The organism is Chryseobacterium scophthalmum (assembly GCF_900143185.1).
Taxonomy (GTDB): Bacteria; Bacteroidota; Bacteroidia; order Flavobacteriales; family Weeksellaceae; genus Chryseobacterium; species Chryseobacterium scophthalmum.
Genome location: NZ_FSRQ01000001.1, coordinates 173237 through 195201, shown reverse-complemented (window position 1 = coordinate 195201; position 21965 = coordinate 173237). Strand labels below are relative to the sequence as shown.

The following is a 21965-nucleotide window of genomic DNA, read 5'->3' as shown; positions in this document are numbered from 1 at the left end:
TTTTTATCGTTTTATTCAGTAGCATTTTTATAAATGCGCAAAAAACTGAATCGAATATAACGATGGAAATAGAACAAGAAAGTTCGCCATCACGTTCCAGACTTTTAAATCTTGTTGTAGTTATTCAAAATTTAAATTCTAATAATTTCAGCGGAAAACTGCAGTTTGTATGTCCGAAAGGATTTAAAATTATCTCTGGTGAAGAACCAGTGATAGAACTTAAGCCCAACGAAAAAAAATATTTACCTGTAAGAGTTATTATAGAGTCTGATGCTAAAGCAGGATCTTCACCTATACAAGTCCGCTTACTCGATCAGCTTGGAATTTTGATTGCAGAAAGAATCAAAGAACATGTTATTGAGATTAATAATGACCTCAGTTTAACAGTCTTAAACGCTCCTATTTACAGATCTTCCAGCCAAGAAACTATATCCGTTAAAGTGAGAGTAAGCAACTCGGGAAATATTTCTCAGGATATTACCCTGGTTTGCAAAATCCCTGATCCTGAAAATGGAAATCAGTTTTTGGAGCAACAAGCTGTCATTAATGTAAAAAAAGATTCTACTTTTACATTTACTTATCAGCCTTCAAAAGGTTTATCCAGATTATCAAATTTTTCAATAAGTGTATCTGGTTTTAGAAATCCTGACAAAGAAATATTTAATTCCGCTACTGTTTTTGTGCAGAATATTTCCAGTGTTCAGAAATATCAGGATCCGCAGTTCAATAATTTTGCCGAAGAAACAAAAAATCAGATTACAGCTTCTTACAGAAAGGTAGGAGATAATATCGATATGTATCAGCTAATTGGTTCGGGTGGTTTCAATTTGCCTACCGGGTTTCTATTTATGAGAGGAAATATCGCACTTCTCGACAGTCAGCCACAACCTTTGGTAACCAATACGAATATTGTTCTTCAGCAAGGTAAGGATCAATATACCATTGGAAGCGTTAATAAGCTTTTAGAAATGACTTTGGTAGGAAGAGGTGTAGAATACAGCCATACTTTCGGAAAAGACAAAAAATTGGAGGTCGGGTTTATTGATCAGAATTTTAATCTTATTGAAAAAAACAGCTTTTTAAAAAACGGTTACGGTTTCTTCACAAAAGGAACACTTAACGCCAACAACAGTTCAAGAAATATTTCGGCAGCATATATTTACCGTTACGATCCTTTTGAAAAAAGTAAGCACAGTATTTTGGGAACAGAAGCCAATTATGCTTTTGATAAAGTATGGAGCATGAATGCAAAGGTAAATGCAGGTTTAAGTTCTTACGAAACTCAGGATCTTATAAAACCTTCCTTCTCTGCTGAATCTAATTATATTGGAGCTATTAAAGATTATAATCTTAGCGGAAACTACTTTTTCAGCTCAGGATATTATCCGGGAAATAGACGTGGAAGTATACAGTTGCAGCAGAATATTTCAAAGAATTACAAAAATTACAACTTTTTCGGTAACGCTATATTCTCTAATTTTTCGCCAAAATATTACTTTTTGGACCGACCACAGGTTTCTGAAAACACAAGAATTGAGTTGGGAACTAAATTTCCGAGAGTAAAAAACATTAGTTTTGGGCTTTTTTATCAGTTTCAGAATGAAAACTCAAACAGCTACAACAATTTCTTTGGAACTTGGGAAGATAGTGAATTGCGCGATCTTACGGCACATAGAATTGTAGAACAAATTTCATGGTCAGATTACAAAACAAGACAATCTGCAGTATTTGCATTTGAAACAGGAATTGTAAAATATCCGCTTTCTGACGATCAAAAATTCCAAATGAAACTGAATGGAAATTACAGTTTTAAAAACTTCAATATCAATGCGATTTACCAATCCGGAAGTTATTACTTGTCTGAATATGCATTCTCTCATTTAGCATCAGAAGACAATGATTATAAAAGACTTACAGTTTCACTTTTCTATAACAACAGCTTCATCAAAGACAAATTCAACCTGAGTACAGGATTATCTTACGTAGATGATATTATCTATGGAAAATCGCCTTCTGCCTTTGTAAATGCAAAGTATAACAGTAAAAATTTCGGTATATTTCTGAACTCTTCATGGTACAATTATTCGGTAGGAGTTTTGGCTAATAATATTCTGACATTTGAACTTGGTTTAACTTTAAACTTAAGAAATGCTGTATTAAGTCCCGACAAGAAGGGAAAAATTCAGGTGCTTGCTTTTTATGATGAAAACAACAACAACATTTTTGATTTAGGAGAGAAAACCGCAAACGATTATATTGTAAATATCAATAATGTAGCTCTTAAAACTACAGCAGACGGAAGGGCAACTTACAAAAATGTACCTTTCGGAAAATACAGACTGAAACAGTTTACTCAGCAAGGTTGGTATTATGATGAGTATGATTTTAATGTAGATTCTTATTCATTCCCTTTAAATATTCCGCTTCATCAGAACGGAACACTTCAGGGCAAAATATTTTTTGATTATAACTCAAGAGTAGCAGTTGATTTCGAGCACAGAGCATCTTCAGTGGCATTTCAAATCATTAAGCAAAACAATGTTATCCAAAGAATCGGAAGTGACGACGAAGGAAAATTCAACTCATTTTTACCAACAGGTAACTATACAATTATCATTGATGAATCTACGCTTCCCGCCAATACATATTGCGAAACAAAAAGCTTTGATATTAATATAAAAGCTGGAGAAATTGTGGTTGTTCCTGACTTCGTTATTAAAGTAAGAGAGAAAAAAATAAATAAAAAAACTTTCAGTAATTAACATTTTACTCTTCCAAATCCTTTATTTAAATTTTTCATTTTTAATAAAAGAGAAAAAACTTTTTTTAAGATTTTGCAGAAAATAAGCTGCACGAGTATTAAAAAAATAAAATTTACTTAAAATTAAATATTTTAAAATAAAAAAAAATAACATCAATTTTAAAGATTGAAAACCTTTTTGAAATGCTTAGTTTATTTTCATCCAGTTATTTATGAGGTTTATAAGGTTAAACTATTGTTATAGATTACTTTATTCGGTTCCGTATTTTTGTATGTATCGAATGTTAAATCATTGTAATAAATTATTTTTTATAGTATCTTTCGCCACAAAAAAACTACCTTTAGTATAAAAATATTAATTATTCATAATATTTTATTGAATCTCAACAATGAGATTCCCGCAATATGAAAAGTAAAATAATAGGTGTAGGAAACTACATACCATCAGAAACCATTACCAATCTGTTTTTCGATAAGCATATTTTCCTTAATGAACAGGGCGAAAATTTAAAGGAAGAAAATTCCGTAATTACCAGTAAATTAAAAAAAATCACAGGAATTGAGGAAAGAAGATATGCAAGCAATGATCAGGTAACTTCTGATTTAGGATTTATTGCGGCTAAGAATGCAATAGAAAACTCAAAGATCGATCCTGAAACTTTAGATTATATTATTTTCGCTCATAATTTTGGCGATATAAAATCTGGCACCATACAGTCAGATGCTGTACCTAGTCTTGCGTCTAGAGTAAAACATTTATTGCAAATCAAAAATAATTTCTGTGTTGGTTACGATTTATTGTTTGGATGTCCGGGGTGGATTGAAGGAGTCATTCAGGCCAATGCATTTATCAAATCTGGTATAGCTAAAAGATGCTTGGTTATTGGAGCAGAAACGCTTTCTCGTGTTACAGATCCTCATGACAGAGACAGCATGATTTATGCAGACGGAGCAGGAGCGGTAATTTTGGAAGCCAATGAAGATGATGACGATTCGGGGATAAAATCTCATGTATCAGCTTCTTTCACACTAAAAGAGAAAGATTTTCTGAACTTCGGTAAATCTTACAACAACGATAATTGTCAGGATACTCGATACATCAAAATGGATGGCAGAAAAATCTACGAATTTGCCCTTGTGAATGTTCCAGAAGCAATGAAAAAATGTCTCGATCAAAGTGGGTATTCAATAGATCAGCTAGATAAAATAATTATTCATCAGGCAAACGAAAAGATGGATGAGGCAATTGTCAACCGATTCTATCAGTTATACGACACTCCTCCTCCAGCAGATATTATGCCGATGGTAATCAGTAAGCTCGGAAACAGCAGTGTTGCAACAATACCTTCACTATTAACTATGATTTTAAATAACGAGTTGCCTTCACATACCATCAAAAAAGATGACATCGTTTTATTTGCATCGGTGGGTGCAGGAATGAATATTAACGCATTTGTTTATAAGTTTTAAAAGGTAAATCAACTTTAAACTTTACAATATTTTTAAAATATAAAGAGAAATAATATGCTTATTTCTCTTTTTTTGTTTCTAATTTTCAGAAAATTTCCCTTTTTTCATTTTCAATTTTTTGCTTTTCGAAAAGAAATTAAATGTCTCTGTTTATTTTATTCTAAGGCGTTATTAAATAAATATTTGTCTTATTTATGTTTAAATAATTTGTAATATTGACAATATGCAATCGTTTACATACTAAAATGATTGAAAAAAATTAAAGAAACGGACAGTGCAGGATAATTTTTAGATTCAATTATTTTAGATTGCGATTAGAAAAGAAAACCAGCCTTCTTAAAAACTTACAATTCTTTAGAATTATGAAAAAATATGTTTTACTCCTTTTTGTACTCCTATTATCGGTTCAAACTTCAGCTCAGTATAAACCTTGGACTTCTGCAAAACAACCTTTAAAAGAAATTAAAGCTTTAAAAAAGCAGATCAAAAAACCAGAGTTCAGAAAAGTTGATTACCTGATTACCGATTACGGAGCAGTTGGCGATGGAAAAACAAAAAATACAGAAGCTTTCAAAAAAGCGATTGAGAAATGCAGTGCAGAAGGTGGCGGAAGAGTTGTTGTTCCAAACGGAATTTTCTTAACAGGAGCCATTTATTTAGAATCTAATGTCAATTTACATTTAAGTGACGGTTCTACGATTTTATTCAGTCAGGACAGCAACGACTACCCTATCGTTTTCACACGTTGGGAAGGTATGGAATGTATGAATTATTCATCTTTAATTTATGCTTATGAAGAAGAAAATATCGCCGTTACTGGAAAAGGTACTTTAGACGGAAATTCGGATAATGACAATTGGTGGTTTTGGTGTGGCGCAACAAAATATGGCTACAACACCTCTCGTCCAGGCAGACAAAATCCAGCTCGAGCAAAACTTCATGAATATATGGCACAAAGAAAACCTGCAAGAGAAAGAATTTTTGGTGATGGTTATTATTTGAGACCTAATTTCGTTCAGCCTTACAAGTCTAAAAACTTTTATATGGCGGATGTTTTGGTAAAAAATTCTCCAATGTGGAATTTGAATCCTGTTTTGTGTGAAAATGTTTTGATTGAAAGAGTAAAAGTAATCAGTCACGGACCAAATAATGACGGTTTTGATCCGGAAGCGTGTAAAAATGTATGGATTAAAGATTCTTATTTCGATACAGGAGACGATTGTATTGCCATTAAATCAGGAAGAGATGAAGATGGAAGAGATATTGGAAGACCAGCTGAAAATCACATCATCGAAAACTGCGAAATGAAAGATGGTCACGGCGGTGTAGTCATCGGAAGTGAAATTGCAGGTGGCGCAAAAAATATTTATGCTATCGGAAATGTAATGGACAGCAAAAATCTTGATCGTGCTTTAAGAATTAAAACCAGTTCAAGCCGTGGCGGAACCATCGAAAATGTATTTTTCTACAATACTAAGGTCGGTGCTTATAAAGAAGCGGCTGTGCGTTTTAATATGCATTATGAAAAACCGGGAAATCATATTCCGACCATCAGAAATATCTGGGTTGAAAATTTAACCGTTGATAAAGGCGGCAAATATGCCGTATTTTCTGATGCTTACGAATCTTCTCCTGTAACAGATTTCACAATGATTAATGCTAAAATGGTTGGCGTTCAGATTCCTTACAAAGTAGATTATCTGAAAAACGTGACATTGAAAAATGTAACCGTTAACGGACAGCCTTTAACCGAGTTAAAGCCGTAGTAATTCAGATTCTCTATCAATGAACACAAAGTGCACAATGTTTTTAAATTATATTGCTCAAAAGTCCACAAAGCCGCTTCGCTTATACTAAGATTACTTGTAAAAACTTATAATGCTTTTTTAAGCGAAGCGGCTTTGTGAGACTAAAATTATTAGAATAATTAGGATAAAAACTCCGTGAACTTAGTGTTCTCAACTACAAAAAATAAAATGCGAAAAACAACCCTACTTGCCGGACTGCTTGTATTGTCTACACTCTCCCATTCTTTTGCCCAGTCGAAACATTGGCAGAACAAAGAACGTGAATTGCATTACAAAGAAGACAAAGGCGATTTTTTATTAGTCAATGGAAAATATCGTTTCAACCGTGCGTTGTACGGAGATAATCGTGCATCGAGAGTTGAAGCGGGAGATTTGCCGGAATTTGCATTATATCTTCCGGGAATGGGCGGAAATCTTCAGTTCGTTATTCAGAAAGGGAATTCAACTAAAAAATTAATTGAGGCTGATAAAATTGAAACTCGTTATCGCCCCGGTTCAATGTTGTATGAAATCAAAGACCCGATTCTTGGAACAGGTAGTTTAAAACTAACCGTTTTGGCTCAGGCTAAAGAAGAAGGTTTGGTTTTAAAAATGGAAACTGCAAATGTAGATTCTTCCACAAAGATCTATGCAATTTATGGCGGAGCAAGCGGAACGACTTTCAGCAGAAATGGCGACATCGGTGCAGACCCGGAATCCGGATTTTATCTGTTACCTGAATATTGTCTGAACAATCAGTTTCAGGCATTAAAGAATCAGTTTCAGTTGAATTATTTAAATAAGAAAAAAGAAATTCAAATCGTCAATGGGAACTTTTCAAATGTTCCTTTTTTACAGATGACTGATGCAAAAACATTAGAAAACCTGTCTTCTTTTACTCAAAACAAAATAGATAAATCACCGATTATTTACGCTACTTATTCTTCGCAAAAACAACCGAGTTATATACAGGTTTCGAAAGGAAAATCAGCTAAAAACTTTTCGGATGAAGAGTTGAAAAACATATTTGATAAAGCTGAAAAAGCTCGTTTAACATTAACGAATCGAATTCAGCTCAAAACTCCGGATGCAGATTTAAATAACTTCGGAGCCAATTTAGCCGTTGCCGCAGACGGAATTTGGGAAAGTCCGACCTTCCTTCACGGTGCGGTTGCTTGGAGAATGCGACTGAATGCTTGGAGAGGAGCTTACACAGCCAATGCTTTGAGTTGGCACGACCGAGCGAAAGAGCATTTTGAAAGTTACACCAATTCACAGGTTTTAAAACCCAATTCTGCACCTGTAGAAATGGATACTTTACTACATTTGGCAAGAAGTGCGGAAAAAATGGGAACTTCTGTTTTTTCAAGCGGGTATATTTCCAGAAACCCGAACGACAATTCAAAACCGCATCATTACGATATGAATCTGGTATTTTTTGACCAGATGTTTTCGCATTTCAATTACACAGGAGACAAAGAATTTCTGAAAAAAATGTGGCCAACGATGGTTCGTCACATGGATTGGGAAAAGCGGAATTTCAAACGTGGCGATTTATACGATGCGTATGCTGCGATTTGGGCGAGTGATGCGCTGCAATATTCGGGTGGAAAAGTGACGCATACTTCGGCATATAATTACAGAGCTAATCGTGAAATGTCTAAACTGGCGAAGATAATTGGTGAAAATCCCCAACCTTACGAACAGGAAGCCGATGCGATTTTAAAGGCAATGAAAAATGAACTTTGGATTAAAAACAAAGGGTATTTTTCTGAATACAAAGATGCTTTAGGTAATCAAATCGTTCACGATAAGCCGGGAATCTGGTCGATTTACCACGTTTCGGATGCTTTTATTTTAAATGAATTTGAGGATTATCAGAACTTACAATACATTAATAATCATACACCTAAAATTCCGATTACGATAAAAGGTGCAGACAATAAAGACTATTTTACGTTAGCAACTACAAATTGGCAACCTTACGATTGGTCGATTAACAATGTAGCTTTGGCAGAAAATTTACAGACCGCTTTGGCGTATTGGCAAGCCGGAAGAAACGAAGATGCGTACCAACTTTGGAAAGGAAATTTGGTTGAATCGATGTATTATGGCATCAGTCCGGGGAATTTTGAACAGCTTTCTCATTATGATGCTTTTCGTGGAGAATTGTACAGAGATTTTGCAGACCCGATTGGTGTCGCTTCGAGAACTTTAACAGAGGGGCTTTTTGGAGTTTATCCGAATTTGTTGGAGAATAAAATCAGCATCAAGCCGGGATTCCCAAAAGATTGGAATTCTGCCGAATTGAAACTTCTGGATTGGGATTATCAGTTTAAAAGAAATTCAAAGAAAACGGAATATTTTTTCAACTCAAAATATCAAAATCAGGTGGCTTTGGAAATGCAGATTCCTGTGAATTATTCCAATATCAAATCGGTAAAAGTAAATGGTAAAAATGTGGATTGGAAAATTAAACCCAATTCTATTTTACAGCCAATAATTCAGTTTACAACTCCAACTGGAAAAGATTTTAAAATTGAAATCAATTATTCCGGAGAGGAATTGAAGAACGAACAGACAGATTATATCAATTATATTTCTGAAAACCTTCAATTAAATTTCGATTCAAAAAAGAAAATAAAACAAGTTTACGACCCACAAGGACTGATTAAAAATTCCCCTCCTCTGGAGGGGTGGATTCGACCAAAGGGAGAAGACGGGGTGGTTAAGAATCAATTTAATTTAGTCCAAGAAGAAAGCAAAGGAACTTTTTTCGTACAAGTTGAGCAAAACGGGACAACTTGGTGGCAACCTGTAAATGTCGACATCCGTTTTCCATTGGAAACAAAATGGGTGAATAAAAAATTGCAGATTCAATCAAAATCATCTAATCCAATTAATGGAAAACTGACGGTTAATGGTTTAAACAAACCTTTTAGTATTCAAAAAAATCAAAACTCATTGATTGAAATTCCATTAAACTATTTAAGTAAAGGAACCAATTCTATTGACCTTGAATATAATGGAATTAAACAAAATATTGAAATCATAGATTGGGAAATTGAAAATCAAGGGCAGTTCAACAATATTTCATTATCCTCAAAATACAATGAAAAAGTAACTGAAATTTTCAACCAGAAATATCTTTCGCCAAGATTAGAAGTCCCTACTCTACAGCTTCCTTGGCAGGGAATCGGAAACTGGTGTTATCCGTTAATTACCGCTCAAATTGATGACAGTGGATTGATGAACAAGAGAAAAAATGGCAAAGTTGACTTCCTCGGAATTCCTTTTTTGATTGATAAAACAGATAAAAATATAGCTTTTGCGAGTCAGTGGGACAATTATCCAGAATCGATTGAAATTCCTTTAAATGGAAAAGGAAAGAAAATATACTTTCTGATGGCAGGTTCTACGAATCCGATGCAGTCGCAGATTGTGAATGGAACAATTATAGTTCAATATATTGATGGTTCAACTTCGGAATTAGAGCTAAAAAACCCGACAAATTGGTGGCCAATTGAGCAAGATTTGTTTGATGATAATTTTGCTTTTGAGATTCCGGATGATAAAATTCCTTATCGGGTAAAACTAAAGACGGGAGAATTGTACAAAGGCGGAACGTTGAGCAAATATTCAAGCATCAAAGGATTTACAGATCGTCAGGTTGATGGCGGTGCTGCAACAATTTTGGATTTGCCGATTGATGCGAATAAAGAATTAAAATCAATAAAATTAACGGCCGTGAGCAATGATGTAGTGATTGGAATGATGAGTGCGACTGTTTTGAGATAATGATAATTAAGTATAAAATATAATTGGCGGTTTGTCATTCCGAGGAACGAGGAATCTATTAGAAAATTAAGATTCTTCACTGCACTTTGTTTCGTTCAGAATGACAAGCGTGAAAGAATAAAACAAAAATTTAAAAATGAAGAAAATTGCAATATATCTGAGTCTTTTCTGCATTGGGTTTTCATCCTTAAATGCACAGAAAATCGACCGTAAAAAAGTTGTTCAGCGACATAATATTGTCAATGTAAAAGCAGATACTTTATCAACTTTAACGGTTGGAAACGGAAAATTTGCGTACACGGTTGACATTACCGGAATGCAGTCTTTCCCAGAATATTATAAGAATGGTGTTTCTTTGGGAACTCAATCAGAATGGGGCTGGAACAGTTTTCCAAATACTGAAAATTTCAAATTTGAGGAGACTTTAAAGCCATACGATTTCAATAATGATGGCCGGAAAGCGTTGTACAGCGTTCAAATCAAAGAACCAGAACGTAACAAAAAAGCGGTTGATTATTTTCGTGTAAATCAACATCGTTTGCAACTGGGAAATATTGGGATTGAACTGATTAAAAAGAATGGTCAGAAAGCACAAGTTTCAGATATTCAAAATATCAATCAGAAAATTGATTTGTGGACAGGAATTATCACGAGTGAATTTTCATTAGAAGGAACTCCTGTAAAGGTTTGGACAGCTTCTTTCCAGAATTCAGATAAAATCGGGGTTAAAATTGAGTCTGATTTAATAAGCCAAAAGAGATTAAAGGTTTTCGCAAAATATCCTTATCCGAGCGGACAGTTTTTGGATGAAGCAGCTTTTTATGGAAACGCAGATAAACATTCAACAAAAATCATTTCATCCAACTCAACTCAGGGATTGATCGAACATAAATTGCAGACTGCCGATTATTTCACGCAACTATATTTTACGGATGGGAAATTAAGCGAAGCTGGCAAACATTATTTTGTTTACGAACCTTCTTCAAAAAACAAAACGATTGAATTGACTGTTGAGTTTTCAGCTAAAAATCAAAAGACTTCAAAAAGTTTATTTAGTGATGCTGAAAAAGAAAGCATTTCGGGTTGGAAAAACTTTTGGGAAAGCGGTGCTGCCGTTGATTTTGAAGGAAGTACAGACACCAGAGCAAACGAACTGGAACGCAGAGTTGTGTTATCTGAATATTTAACCAAAGTACAATGTGGAGGAAGCAATCCACCACAGGAAACGGGTTTAACCTTTAATAGTTGGTACGGAAAACCACATACAGAAATGCATTGGTGGCACGGTGTTCATTATGCTTTGTGGGGAAGACCGGAGATTTTAGAAAAACAATTGGATTATTATTTCAGATCGTTTGAAAAAGCAAAAAAACTAGCTGAAAGACAAGGCTACAAAGGCGTTCGTTGGATTAAAATGTCGGATAATGAGGGTAACGAAAGTCCGTCTTCTGTTGCTGCATTTTTGATTTGGGAACAACCGCATTTGATTTATATGACCGAACTTTTATATCGTAACAATCACGACAAAAAAGTGTTGGAAAAGTATAAAAAACTAGTATTCGAAACAGCAGAATTTATGGCCGATTATGCGACTTTTGACAAAGAAAAAAACCGTTACAATTTGGGTAAAGGTGTAATTCCGGCACAGGAAGTTTTTCCTGCTAAAGATACTTACAATCCAACTTATGAAGTTGCGTATTGGGATTGGGCTTTAAAAGTTGCTCAGCAATGGAAAGAAAGACTGGGCGAATCGAGAGATAAAAAATGGGATGATGTAATCTCGAAACTGGCACCACTTCCTGTTCAGGATGGCGTTTATTTATCTACTGAATCTGCAAAAGATTCTTTCACTTATCCAAAATGGATGACCGATCACCCTGCAGTTTTGGGTGCTTTAGGAATGGTTCCCGAATCTCCAAAGTTGGATAAAAAAATTATGAAAAGCACATTGGATATCGTTTGGGAAAGATGGAACTGGAGTCACACTTGGGGTTGGGATTTCCCGATGACCGCAATGAACGCAGCGAGATTGGGTCTTCCAAACAAAGCATTGGATGCTTTATTTATGGATATTCAAACCAATACGTATTTGAAAAATGGTCATAATTTTCAGGATGGAAGGTTGAGAATCTATCTTCCCGGAAATGGTGGCGTTTTAACAACTGTTGCAATGATGTTGGAAGGTTGGGATAATTCTACCGGTGAATTTCCTGGTTTCCCGAAAGACGGAACATGGAAAATAAAAGCGGAAGGATTTAAAAAGATGCCTTAAAAATTTCACATTCATATTAATTGGAGTCTGTTCTGAAAAGGGCAGGCTTTTTTTGTGTCTGAGGGTTTGAGCATTTTAGAGTTTGAGCGATTTGATTCGATTTTTTTGAGGTTTTTTTTGATAGCAGTCCTACGGACTCCCCTATTTATTCTGAAAATCTTTTCTACACAGATACTGCTCCTCCGGAGCATACTTTTTTACAGAAATATGTCTCATCATTTTTTTAAAACTTAGACGTCTTATTTATCTTATTCAGACGTGTTATTTTTAGAGTATTTATTTTAATCTCTTTAAATCCAAAAAATGAATTTAAAATATTCAAACTGAACATTTATGAAAAGTTATTTTTAATTTAAATATTTAATAAAATTTTATAGCTGACCAACTAAAATGGTAATTTCACGTCAATTGAAAACTGCATAAATTAAAGAAACAAATATTTATAATTCAATGAATTAAAGCTGTAATCTATATTAAATTCATTAATAAAACGGTTAATGTAAATTTTTGTAAATTGTCTTCCATATTTGATCAACACTTTGACTGAATATTTTTTAACTGAAGTACCATCTCCTACCTGAAAATCATGTCTGAAACACTAGAAATTAACATTAATGAAAACTCAAGAGTTCCGAAATACAAGCAGATTGTAGACTCTATTCTGAACGGAATTGATGGCGGACAAATCAAGATTGGAGAAAAAATACCTTCTATCAATGAGCTTAGCGAATCTTGTTTTCTGTCGAGAGATACTGTAGAAAAAGCCTACAAGGAGCTTCGTAAAAGGCAAATTATTGAGTCGGTAAAAGGTAAAGGATATTATATTTCGCGTATCAATAAAAATGATATTATTAATATTTTCTTTCTGATCAACAAACCGAGTACTTATAAAATGATGATCTATAATTATTTCGTCAATGCAATCGGTACCAAAGGGAATGTTGAGATGTATATTTATCATTGTGACGAAACACTTTTCATCAATGCTTTACAAAAAAATCTCGGTGGATTTGATTATTATGTTATTATGCCCCATTTTCGTGATGAGCAGTCTAAACACACCAGTTCTACGCAAGGCGCAATCGAAATGATTGAAAAAATCCCGAAGAATAAATTGTTGATGCTTGATAATACGAAACCTAATATTTCAGGAGAATACGGTTCTATTTTTCAGGATTTCGAGCATGATATTTACAACGCTTTAAAGGAAGGTTTAGAGAAAATAAAAAAATACGAGAAAATCATTCTCGTTTATCCGAATAAATCGATTCATCCCTATCCTTTCCGTATTGTACGTGGCTTTGAGAAGTTTTGTGAGGATTTTAAACTGGATTATGAAATTTTGGATGAAATTTATCCCGACATGGAACTTCAGGATAAAGATATATTTATCACCATCAGAGAGCGTGATCTGGTGAATTTGGTGAAGCAAATCAGACAAAAAAATCTTGAGTTGGGAAAAGACATCGGAATTATTTCCTACAACGAAACTCCTTTGAAAGAACTATTGGGAATTACCGTAATCACGACAGACTTTAAAGCAATGGCAGAATCTGCAGCCTATATGGTTCTAAAAAACAAAAAAGAACAGGTGAATAATGTATTTAAATATATTGAAAGGGATTCTTTGTAAATGGTTGATAGTTGATAGTTGATAGTTGATAGGAATTACACTTTAATTAACTAAAATACAAATAGTTACTAAATAAAATAATTTTAAATTTTTCAAACAATATTTTATAATAATGATCAATAAATTAATTTTTGCCATGAGTTTTCTGATGGCAATTGCTGTTTTCGGGCAGAAAAAAGATGATACTCAAGCCATAACAGATGCGGCAGAAAAACTCAGATTAGCCATGATTAGTGGTGAAAAATCAGCGTTGGAATCATTAATTGTACCGGAATTGACTTACGGACACTCAGGAGGGCATATTGATGATGCGAAAGAATTTGTAGAAAAATTAGTCAACAAAAAATCTGATTTTTTAACCATTGATATTACTAATCAAAACGTCAGTATCGTTGGAAATACGGCAATTGTTCGTCATCATTTTTATGCTACGACTGCTGATCTTGGAAAAGCTCCGGGAGATGTGACTTTGGATATTTTACTGGTTTGGACGAAAGCTAAAAAAGACTGGAAATTGCTGGCGAGACAGGCTGTGAAATCGGAGAAAAAAAAGTAAATAAATCTACTTTGGTATGAAAATACGGATTAATAATTTGTTACTCATGCTGAAGAACTCCGAATTAGCTTATCTTAGATTTTTAAAATTTATTGCAAACTTTTAAAATTTGTTGATAATTATTCGTAACACTATGCTTAGAAATTTATTATGAAAAATTTACTTTTAATATTTATTCTTTTTCTCACAAATAATTTACACTCTCAGGATTTAAAATTTAAAAACCCTCATTTTGAACAAGTTATACTAAAAAAGTATCCAGAAATTGACATTAATAAGAATGGAAAAATTGAGATTAATGAGGCTACAAAAGTTGATAGTCTTGATTTAATGGAAGAAAACTTAGTTAATGTTGAAGATCTAATATTTTTTAAAAATCTAAAAAGTGTTTCATTAACAATAAATGAAATCAAAACACTCAAATTAAAAGACTTTCTACATCTTGAAAAATTATATTGTGCAAGAAATAAACTAACAAAACTAGAAATTTCAAATATGCCTAAACTAAAAGAATTAGCATTTGGTCTCAACCTTTTAGAAGAAGTAACAATTAAAGACTGTCCAAATATTGAGATGTTAAATTTTATGGATAACAAAATAAATAAAATTGAACTGAATCAATTTTCAAAATTAAAATATTTATCTGCTGATGATAATAAACTTACTAAAATAGAATTCTATAAAAACCCACAATTAATACAATTTTCAATAGACGGAAATCAAATTAAGGAAATTGATATTACTAATAATCCAGATTTAGATTTGAAAATTCTATATATGGATAAGAATGTCAAAGTTAAAGGAACCAATCAGCAAATAAAAAATTATTCTCCTATTTCTCCGCCTCCGCCTGTACTGCAAAATAATTTACAAAAATAAATAAAACCACTCTATCGATAAATTTTGAAACTTTTATTACTCAAGCATTTCTAAATTATCTAGTATTTAATCCAAATATTTTTTTCCCGCATCTACCGTCACAAAACCAAAATCCTTCGCCTCACAGTTTACCAGCAAAATCTACTTTACTCTAAATTTCTGCAAATCTTCCGGTTTATCACAGCAGACCTGCTCCATTACCTGCCTGAATTGCATTTTAAGCATTTCAATAATATGATCGCCGCCTTTTTCGCCTAAAGCACCGACTGCATACATAAAAGTACGTCCCATAAAGGTAAACTCTGCGCCACAGCTTAAAGCTCGAGCAACATCAGGACCGGTTCTCACGCCACTATCCATCATGATCTTGATCTGACCTTTATATTTTTCGCTGATTTCTTTAACTACAGAAATCGTAGATTCTCCTGCATCCAATTGTCTTCCGCCGTGGTTTGAAATAATCATTCCGTCGAAACCTAACCGAACTGCTTCTGCAGCATCTTCATCAGAAGCAACGCCTTTAATGACAAGTTTCCCTTTCCATTTATCACGAATTGCTTTGATTCTGTCTGAATTTAATCTTCCGGAAAATGTAGAATTCATGAACTGTCCCAGCTGTTTTACGCCCATATTTTTGTCCATATATTTTTCCATCGTTTTAAAACTGGGAACCCCATGTTTCAAAATTTCCAGACACCATTCTGGCCTTGCTAAAGCCTGGGAAACATTTCTGAAATTCAATTGCGGCGGCATTGCCAAACCGTTTCTGATTTCCTTTGCTCTGTATCCAAAAGTAGGAACATCTGATAAAACACAGAGTACATCATAACCAGAAGCTTCACAACGGTCTAGAATATCATCACGCAACCATTCTTCTCTGGGATGATACAATTGATACCAAGCTTTTCCTTCGGTTAATTCTGCAATTCTTTCGATACTGCTTGTTGTTACGGTACTTAAAATAAAAGGAATATTATGTTTAAAAGCTGCTTTCGCTAAAATTTCGGGAGCATTGGGCCACATTAATCCTTGTAAACCAACAGGAGAAATTCCGAAAGGTGCAGAATAAGTCTTTCCGAACAATTCAGTTTCCATATTGGCTTCTGAATAATTATTGTTCAGGTATTGCGGACGAAGCAAAACTTCTCTTAGCTCGCTTGTATTTCTGTCTCGATTGATGTTTTCATTACATCCACCATCCAAATATTCGAAAGCGAAACGGGGCATTCTTTTTTTTGCTTTTTCAATAAGTAATTCGAGAGAAGCGTAATTGGTATCAAATGGAAACGACATAATTGGTTGTTTGTTGTTGGTTGATAGTTGTTGGTTTTGAGGTTTTTGCCATCAACTGACAACTATCAACCAACAACAAAATTTAATAATTTAAAATTAATGGCTGAAGCACTTTCATCTGATAATGCTGCTGTAAAAAAGTTTCGTCGATTTTTTTATTGGAAATTACCATTGAAGCTCCCAATGCAGAACCCAGCGGAGAATGAGTAGACATCACATTGTAATGCTGAAAATGATGCGACATCAGTTTCATAAACACATCATTGTCTGTAAATCCGCCATCAATGTAAATATTTTTTATATCTGAATTTCCAATCGCATTTTTAATCGTATGAATCTGTAAATCCATCAATTCAATCATTAACTGATGATAAGCTTCTTCAAAAGTTTCGAATGAATTAAGATCTGTTGCAGTAATCATTTTTCTTTTTAAAATAATGCCTTCAAAACGGAAATAAACCGCTTTATGTTTCATTAAACGAAGATACAGATCCTGGTCAAATTGTACTTCTCTATGGAAACCATATTCTTTTCCGTAATAATCGCAGAGTTTTTCGACCTGAATTTTATATTCATTACCCATGAAAAAACGTGATGCTTTCACACGTTTCCCATCGATTCGCATATAGTTCAGGCAGTTATTTTCGATGTCTTCGTCTGTTAAACTTTCATCATTAAAAGGATTCAGAGAAATACTCCATGTTCCTGTTGAAAGTAATAAAAAAGGTTCTTTCTTGCTTAAAATATAAGGCAATAGCGCTGATGAACTGTCGTGAATACCGACACCGATCTTAATTTTTTTATTTCTGTAAGACGTATTGATACTCGCAGAAGTTGGAACGATCGGAGGTAATAAAGCATCAATTTCTTCTTCGTAAACCCAATCGTGATAATCTGCTTTGTCGTAATCCCAAAGATTCGTGTGACAACCGATTGACGTAAATTCTGAAACACAAATCCCAGTAAATAAATACGATAAATATTGTGGTAAATGTAAACTGTAACGAATTTTTTTGAAAACTTCCGGATGTTTATATTTTAACCAAAACAACTGCAAACCCGAATTCAACATTCCTGCTTGTGGAGATGCTGTTTCACGGGCAATTTTTAATTTCCCGCCGTGTTTTTCGTAGAATAAATCAAGAATATCCTGATCCATCGGTTTTGTATAGTTGTACAAAGGCGTAAGAACATTTCCTTTCTGATCAAGATGCACAAAACTCGCTCCGTAGGTAGAAAAATTAATGGCTTTTACTTCAAAATTTTCATCATCCAAAATAGCATTAAAGTTTTCTTTGATCCAATTTTGCAATGCAGGAAGATCTTCAGTTGGGTAACCGTCTTCGTCTGTCGTAAGCGGTAATTCTGTATATTCCCGAACGACTTCTTTATAATTTTTATCAAATAAAAAGAATTTTTTATTGGTCTTTCCAATATCAAATACTATGGTTACCTTCTTCTTGGACATTCTTATGATGAATTATTTATTTAAACACAAATAGCGCAAATATTTTCATTAATAGCACTAAGTTGTTTATTTTAATTATAAAAAACAAATCATTAAGGAGTGTTTAGACAATAAGAAAAACTTAATAATCTAAACACTTTTCCCTTAACGAAACTATATAAGGATACATATAATTAAACTCTCAATTGCACTTGAAAGTTGAAATTATCAAATTTAAAACAGATTTTATAATCCTGTTGCTTTTACATTTAAACCTCTTTCGGAAATCAATTGCTCTCTTACTTTAAGGTTTCTGTATGTTGCGATCGGGTCTAAAGCCGCCCCTGTCTGTAATCTCGCCGCTCTTAATAACGGACGAACATCAGTTCTGTATGCGTTCTGCAAAATATCCTGAGCCAAAACAACATCATTATTTTGCTGTGCTTCTTTTAACGCTTTCTGATCTACCAAAAGTGCGGTTGCATACGCTATTAATATCGCTTCCAAAGATTGTAATAGATCTTCCAAAGGATCTTTGATGTTATGACTTGCATCGATCATCCAAGCCGGATAAGGATTGTTTGGATTATTTTCCATTCCATACACCAATTCATTGAAGATCAAGAACAAAGCATAAGGCTTAATAGAACCTACCGTTAAATCGTCGTCTCCATATTTGCTGTCGTTGAAATGGAAACCTCCTAATTTTCCTTTGTACATCAAGGTTGCAACGATTTGCTCAATGTTTGAGTTTGGTAAATGATGGCCTAAATCTACCAAAGTATACGCTCTGTCTCCGCAAGCATTTGCCAACATGAAGGAAGTTCCCCAATCCTGGATGGTTGTTGAATAGAAATTCGGTTCGTATGGTTTGTATTCGATGAACAATTTCCAGTCTTCCGGTAAATCTGAATAGATTTCTTTTAAACTTTGTTCAGTTTTAGCCAAAGCAGTCTGGAAATTCAACTGTCCTGGAAAACTTGATCCATCTGCCAACCAAACAGTTAAACTTTTTGAATCTAATTCTTTTCCAATTCTGATGACTTCTTTGTTGTGTTCAACTGCGTAAGCTCTTGCGTCTTCATTCGTGGCATTTAAAGAACCAAATTTATACGATTGTTTTGCATTCGGTTGATCCTGAAATGTGTTTGAATTCATTGCATCAAAGATCAATCCGTGAGATGTTGCTTTTTCTTTGATCGCTTTCACATCAGTCGGAATATCCCAAGGAATATGAAGAGAAATAGCGCCTGCAGAATGCGTTAAAGCGTGAATTAACCCTACATCATCTAACTTTTGTTCTAAAGAAGATGGTTCGCCACCGTAAGAAAATCTTCCGAAACGGGTTCCTCCAGCGCCTAAAGCCCAACTTGGAATTGCCACTTGGAAATCGGCAATTTTGTTGACGATTTCAGCAACGTTTGAACCTGATTTTGTTAATTTATTTTGAAGAAAATCAAAGTCTGAATTAAAGTTTTCGACTTCGTTTTTATTGTATTGTTCAATGATATCTTTTCCTATAATCATAGTTTGATTTTTATTTGTTTAAACCACAAAAGTCACAAAAGAATTTTTGTTTGATTTTTATTAGCCTTGTCAAGGTTTCGAACCTTGACAAGGTTGAATTGATTGATTAAAATTAGTATTAAATATTTATTCCTTCATAGGGCTTCACCCTATGCTATTTTATGTCGCCACTTTGTGGCTCTTTTTGAATCTATCTCTTCCTAATTATTTTTTTTATTTTGAACAGATGAATCCCGTTCCTAGATTTCTCGCAGCCCGACCTGAGTGGAGCTCTTTTTGCGAGGAGAGATCCTTCGACAAGCTCAGATAGGCTAGCAAAAAAGCGGGAACGGAGGGCGGATTAAGCTGCCCAAATAAAATATATTAACCAATAATTATCTTGGGAAAGCATTTGCCATTCCGCCATCTACATTGATGATATTTCCTGTGGTTTTATCTAAAATCGCTACACAAGCGAAAACTCCGTTGGCAATGTCTTCAGGAAGAATAATTTCGTTTAACAGATTTCTCTTTGCGTAAAACGCAGGCAATTCTTCTACAGAAATTCCGTTTGCTTTTGCACGACCTTCTGCCCAAGAACCTTCCCAAATTTTGCTTCCAACGATAACTCCGTCCGGATTTACAACATTTACTCTGATTTTATCAGTTGCTAATTCTGCTGCCAATAATCTCGTCATGTGCTGTTGTGCTGCTTTTGCAGTTCCATACGCTACGTTATTTGGTCCGGCAACTAAACCGTTTTTGCTTGCAATATTGACGATGTCGCCACCTAAATTTTGCTTTTTCAAAATTTCAGCACCGCTTTTAGCCATCATAAACTGACCTTTTACCAAAACATTTTCCAATAAATCCCAGTCTTTTGTAGTCGTGTCTTCCAAAGATTTAGAAATCGCCAAACCTGCAGAATGTACAATAATATCTACTCCGCCGAATGCTAAAACGGCTTCTTTGAAAGCATTTGCAATTGCTTCTTCGCTTGTCACATCACAAGGGACGGCAACCGCTTGGTCTTTGCTGTATTTTGATGTTACAGAATCCACCGCTTCCTGATTAAGGTCTGTGAAAACAACAACCGCGCCTTCAGCAACCATTTTGTCAGCGATTGCCTGTCCGATTCCACCGCCTGCTCCGGTTACGATTGCCACTTTTCTTGAAAGAGGTTTTTCTTTTGGCATTCTCTGCAATTTAGCTTCTTCAAGTAACCAATATTCTATGTCGAAAGCTTCCTGTCTTGGTAAAGAAGTATATTCTGAAATTGCTTCTGCACCACGCATTACGTTGATTGCATTCACATAAAACTCATTCGCAACACGTGTTGTCTGCTTATCTTTTGAGAAACTGAACATTCCCACTCCCGGATAAATGATGATCACCGGGTTCGGGTCACGCATTGCAGGACTGTTTGGATGCTTACACGTTTCGTAATATTCTTTGTATTCTTGTCTGTACTGTTCGAAAAGTGGATTTAATTTATCTAAAATAGCTTTAGAATCGCTTAAATCTTCATTTTTATCTAAAGTCAACACCAAAGGTTGAATCTTTGTTCTTAAAAAGTGATCCGGGCAAGAAGTTCCAAGCGGAGCCAATCTTTCTAAATCATTGCTGTTGATGTATTCTAAAACAACATCGCTGTCGGTGAAATGACCAACCATTCTGTTTTCAGAAGAAGCCAAACCTCTCAACAAAGGAATCAACTTAGCAGCTTTGTTTTTACGTTCGTCAGCTGGAAGCGACTCTACTTTTTGTCCGCCGAAAACCTGTCCGTTTTCTTCAATTTTTTTAGCAATATATTCAGAGGCGGTTTCAATTACTTCCAAACTATTCATATAACATTCGTAAGAAGTATCGCCCCAAGTGAACAATCCGTGGCTTCCTAAAACGATTCCTCTGATTCCAGGATTATCAGCTAAACATTTTTCAAGCTGTAAACCTAGATCGAAACCAGGTCTTTGCCAAGGAACCCACCCCATTGTGTCACCCCAAATTTCTTTGGTAATTTTTTCGCTGTCTTTTGCTGCTGCAACTGCAATTAATGCATCCGGGTGAAGGTGATCGATATGTTTAAATGGAAGTAAACCGTGTAGTGGTGTATCAATAGAAGGCGCTTTGCTATCCAGATCAAAAATACAGTGATCGAATAAACCAACCATTCTGTCTTCGTCTGCTAAACCTCCGTAAACATTTTTAAGATTTCTTAGTCTTTCCGTATATAATCCGGCAATTCCTTTTCTGGTCAACGTTCCGATGTCTCCACCTGAACCTTTTACCCACATTACCTCAACTTCTTCATTGGTTAGCGGATCTTTTTCGATGGTTTTGCAACTTGTGTTACCACCACCATAATTGGTAATTCTAAGGTCTGCTCCTAATATGTTTGAACGGTATAAAAATAAAGCAACCTGATCATCTCCCAAAGAAGCTGCTTTGCTTTCATCCCATAAATAATCTACGTATTTGAATGTTTTTACGTTTTCCATTTGTTTTCTTTTTGTTTTCTGAATTTTAACCCAAATTTAGACTGTAGTATTTTTTACAGCATCCC

The 21965-nt window shown here is 34.5% G+C and carries 12 protein-coding genes; 8 read left to right on the top strand and 4 right to left on the bottom strand.

Annotated elements, in window-relative coordinates; all coding sequences use genetic code 11:
* Positions 1–62 precede the first annotated feature (62 nt).
* The 8 genes from BUR17_RS00820 to BUR17_RS00785 all read left to right on the top strand — a co-directional run bounded on the left by BUR17_RS00820 (position 63) and on the right by BUR17_RS00785 (position 15156).
* Positions 63–2762 (top strand): COG1470 family protein, encoded by a 2700-nt coding sequence (locus BUR17_RS00820; protein WP_143747499.1) that lies wholly within the window; start codon positions 63–65, stop codon positions 2760–2762.
* A gap of 404 nt (positions 2763–3166) precedes the next feature.
* Positions 3167–4231: a 3-oxoacyl-ACP synthase III family protein gene (locus tag BUR17_RS00815; RefSeq protein WP_074228118.1), complete on the top strand. Its 1065-nt coding sequence runs from the start codon at positions 3167–3169 to the stop codon at positions 4229–4231.
* Between the two features lie 362 nt (positions 4232–4593).
* Complete coding sequence (locus tag BUR17_RS00810) at positions 4594–5997, top strand: glycoside hydrolase family 28 protein (RefSeq protein WP_074228117.1); 1404 nt, start codon at positions 4594–4596, stop codon at positions 5995–5997.
* Between the two features lie 210 nt (positions 5998–6207).
* Positions 6208–9816: a DUF4450 domain-containing protein gene (locus tag BUR17_RS00805; protein ID WP_074228116.1), complete on the top strand. Its 3609-nt coding sequence runs from the start codon at positions 6208–6210 to the stop codon at positions 9814–9816.
* A 136-nt stretch (positions 9817–9952) separates the two neighbouring features.
* Positions 9953–12088, top strand: a complete 2136-nt coding sequence (locus BUR17_RS00800; protein WP_074228115.1) for a hypothetical protein — start codon at positions 9953–9955, stop codon at positions 12086–12088.
* Between the two features lie 586 nt (positions 12089–12674).
* Positions 12675–13721, top strand: a complete 1047-nt coding sequence (locus tag BUR17_RS00795) for a GntR family transcriptional regulator (RefSeq protein ID WP_074228114.1) — start codon at positions 12675–12677, stop codon at positions 13719–13721.
* A 112-nt stretch (positions 13722–13833) separates the two neighbouring features.
* Positions 13834–14277 (top strand): nuclear transport factor 2 family protein, encoded by a 444-nt coding sequence (locus BUR17_RS00790; RefSeq protein WP_074228113.1) that lies wholly within the window; start codon positions 13834–13836, stop codon positions 14275–14277.
* 150 nt (positions 14278–14427) lie between these two features.
* The gene (locus tag BUR17_RS00785; RefSeq protein ID WP_074228112.1) at positions 14428–15156 is read left to right on the top strand and encodes a leucine-rich repeat domain-containing protein; all 729 of its coding nucleotides are present in this window, start codon (positions 14428–14430) and stop codon (positions 15154–15156) included.
* A gap of 141 nt (positions 15157–15297) precedes the next feature.
* On the opposite strand, the gene BUR17_RS00780 is transcribed toward BUR17_RS00785, so the two are convergent.
* From BUR17_RS00780 to BUR17_RS00765, 4 genes are all read right to left on the bottom strand, one after another.
* The gene (locus BUR17_RS00780; RefSeq protein ID WP_074228111.1) at positions 15298–16449 is read right to left on the bottom strand and encodes an alpha-hydroxy acid oxidase; all 1152 of its coding nucleotides are present in this window, start codon (positions 16447–16449) and stop codon (positions 15298–15300) included.
* Between the two features lie 82 nt (positions 16450–16531).
* Complete coding sequence (locus BUR17_RS00775; RefSeq protein ID WP_074228110.1) at positions 16532–17917, bottom strand: FGGY-family carbohydrate kinase; 1386 nt, start codon at positions 17915–17917, stop codon at positions 16532–16534.
* Positions 17918–18142: 225 nt separating this feature from the next.
* The gene (locus BUR17_RS00770) at positions 18143–19423 is read right to left on the bottom strand and encodes a TIM barrel protein (protein WP_074228109.1); all 1281 of its coding nucleotides are present in this window, start codon (positions 19421–19423) and stop codon (positions 18143–18145) included.
* Between the two features lie 374 nt (positions 19424–19797).
* On the bottom strand, positions 19798–21900 hold the full coding sequence (locus BUR17_RS00765; protein WP_074228108.1) for a bifunctional aldolase/short-chain dehydrogenase: 2103 nt from the start codon (positions 21898–21900) through the stop codon (positions 19798–19800).
* Positions 21901–21965 lie beyond the last annotated feature (65 nt).

Bases quoted from the DNA above. Each gene is read 5' to 3' on its own strand.
- BUR17_RS00820 (WP_143747499.1), top strand. From the start codon at position 63: ATGGAAATAGAACAAGAAAGTTCGCCATCACGTTCCAGACTTTTAAAT.
- BUR17_RS00815 (WP_074228118.1), top strand. From the start codon at position 3,167: ATGAAAAGTAAAATAATAGGTGTAGGAAACTACATACCATCAGAAACC.
- BUR17_RS00810 (WP_074228117.1), top strand. From the start codon at position 4,594: ATGAAAAAATATGTTTTACTCCTTTTTGTACTCCTATTATCGGTTCAA.
- BUR17_RS00805 (WP_074228116.1), top strand. From the start codon at position 6,208: ATGCGAAAAACAACCCTACTTGCCGGACTGCTTGTATTGTCTACACTC.
- BUR17_RS00800 (WP_074228115.1), top strand. From the start codon at position 9,953: ATGAAGAAAATTGCAATATATCTGAGTCTTTTCTGCATTGGGTTTTCA.
- BUR17_RS00795 (WP_074228114.1), top strand. From the start codon at position 12,675: ATGTCTGAAACACTAGAAATTAACATTAATGAAAACTCAAGAGTTCCG.
- BUR17_RS00790 (WP_074228113.1), top strand. From the start codon at position 13,834: ATGATCAATAAATTAATTTTTGCCATGAGTTTTCTGATGGCAATTGCT.
- BUR17_RS00785 (WP_074228112.1), top strand. From the start codon at position 14,428: ATGAAAAATTTACTTTTAATATTTATTCTTTTTCTCACAAATAATTTA.
- BUR17_RS00780 (WP_074228111.1), bottom strand. From the start codon at position 16,449: ATGTCGTTTCCATTTGATACCAATTACGCTTCTCTCGAATTACTTATT.
- BUR17_RS00775 (WP_074228110.1), bottom strand. From the start codon at position 17,917: ATGTCCAAGAAGAAGGTAACCATAGTATTTGATATTGGAAAGACCAAT.
- BUR17_RS00770 (WP_074228109.1), bottom strand. From the start codon at position 19,423: ATGATTATAGGAAAAGATATCATTGAACAATACAATAAAAACGAAGTC.
- BUR17_RS00765 (WP_074228108.1), bottom strand. From the start codon at position 21,900: ATGGAAAACGTAAAAACATTCAAATACGTAGATTATTTATGGGATGAA.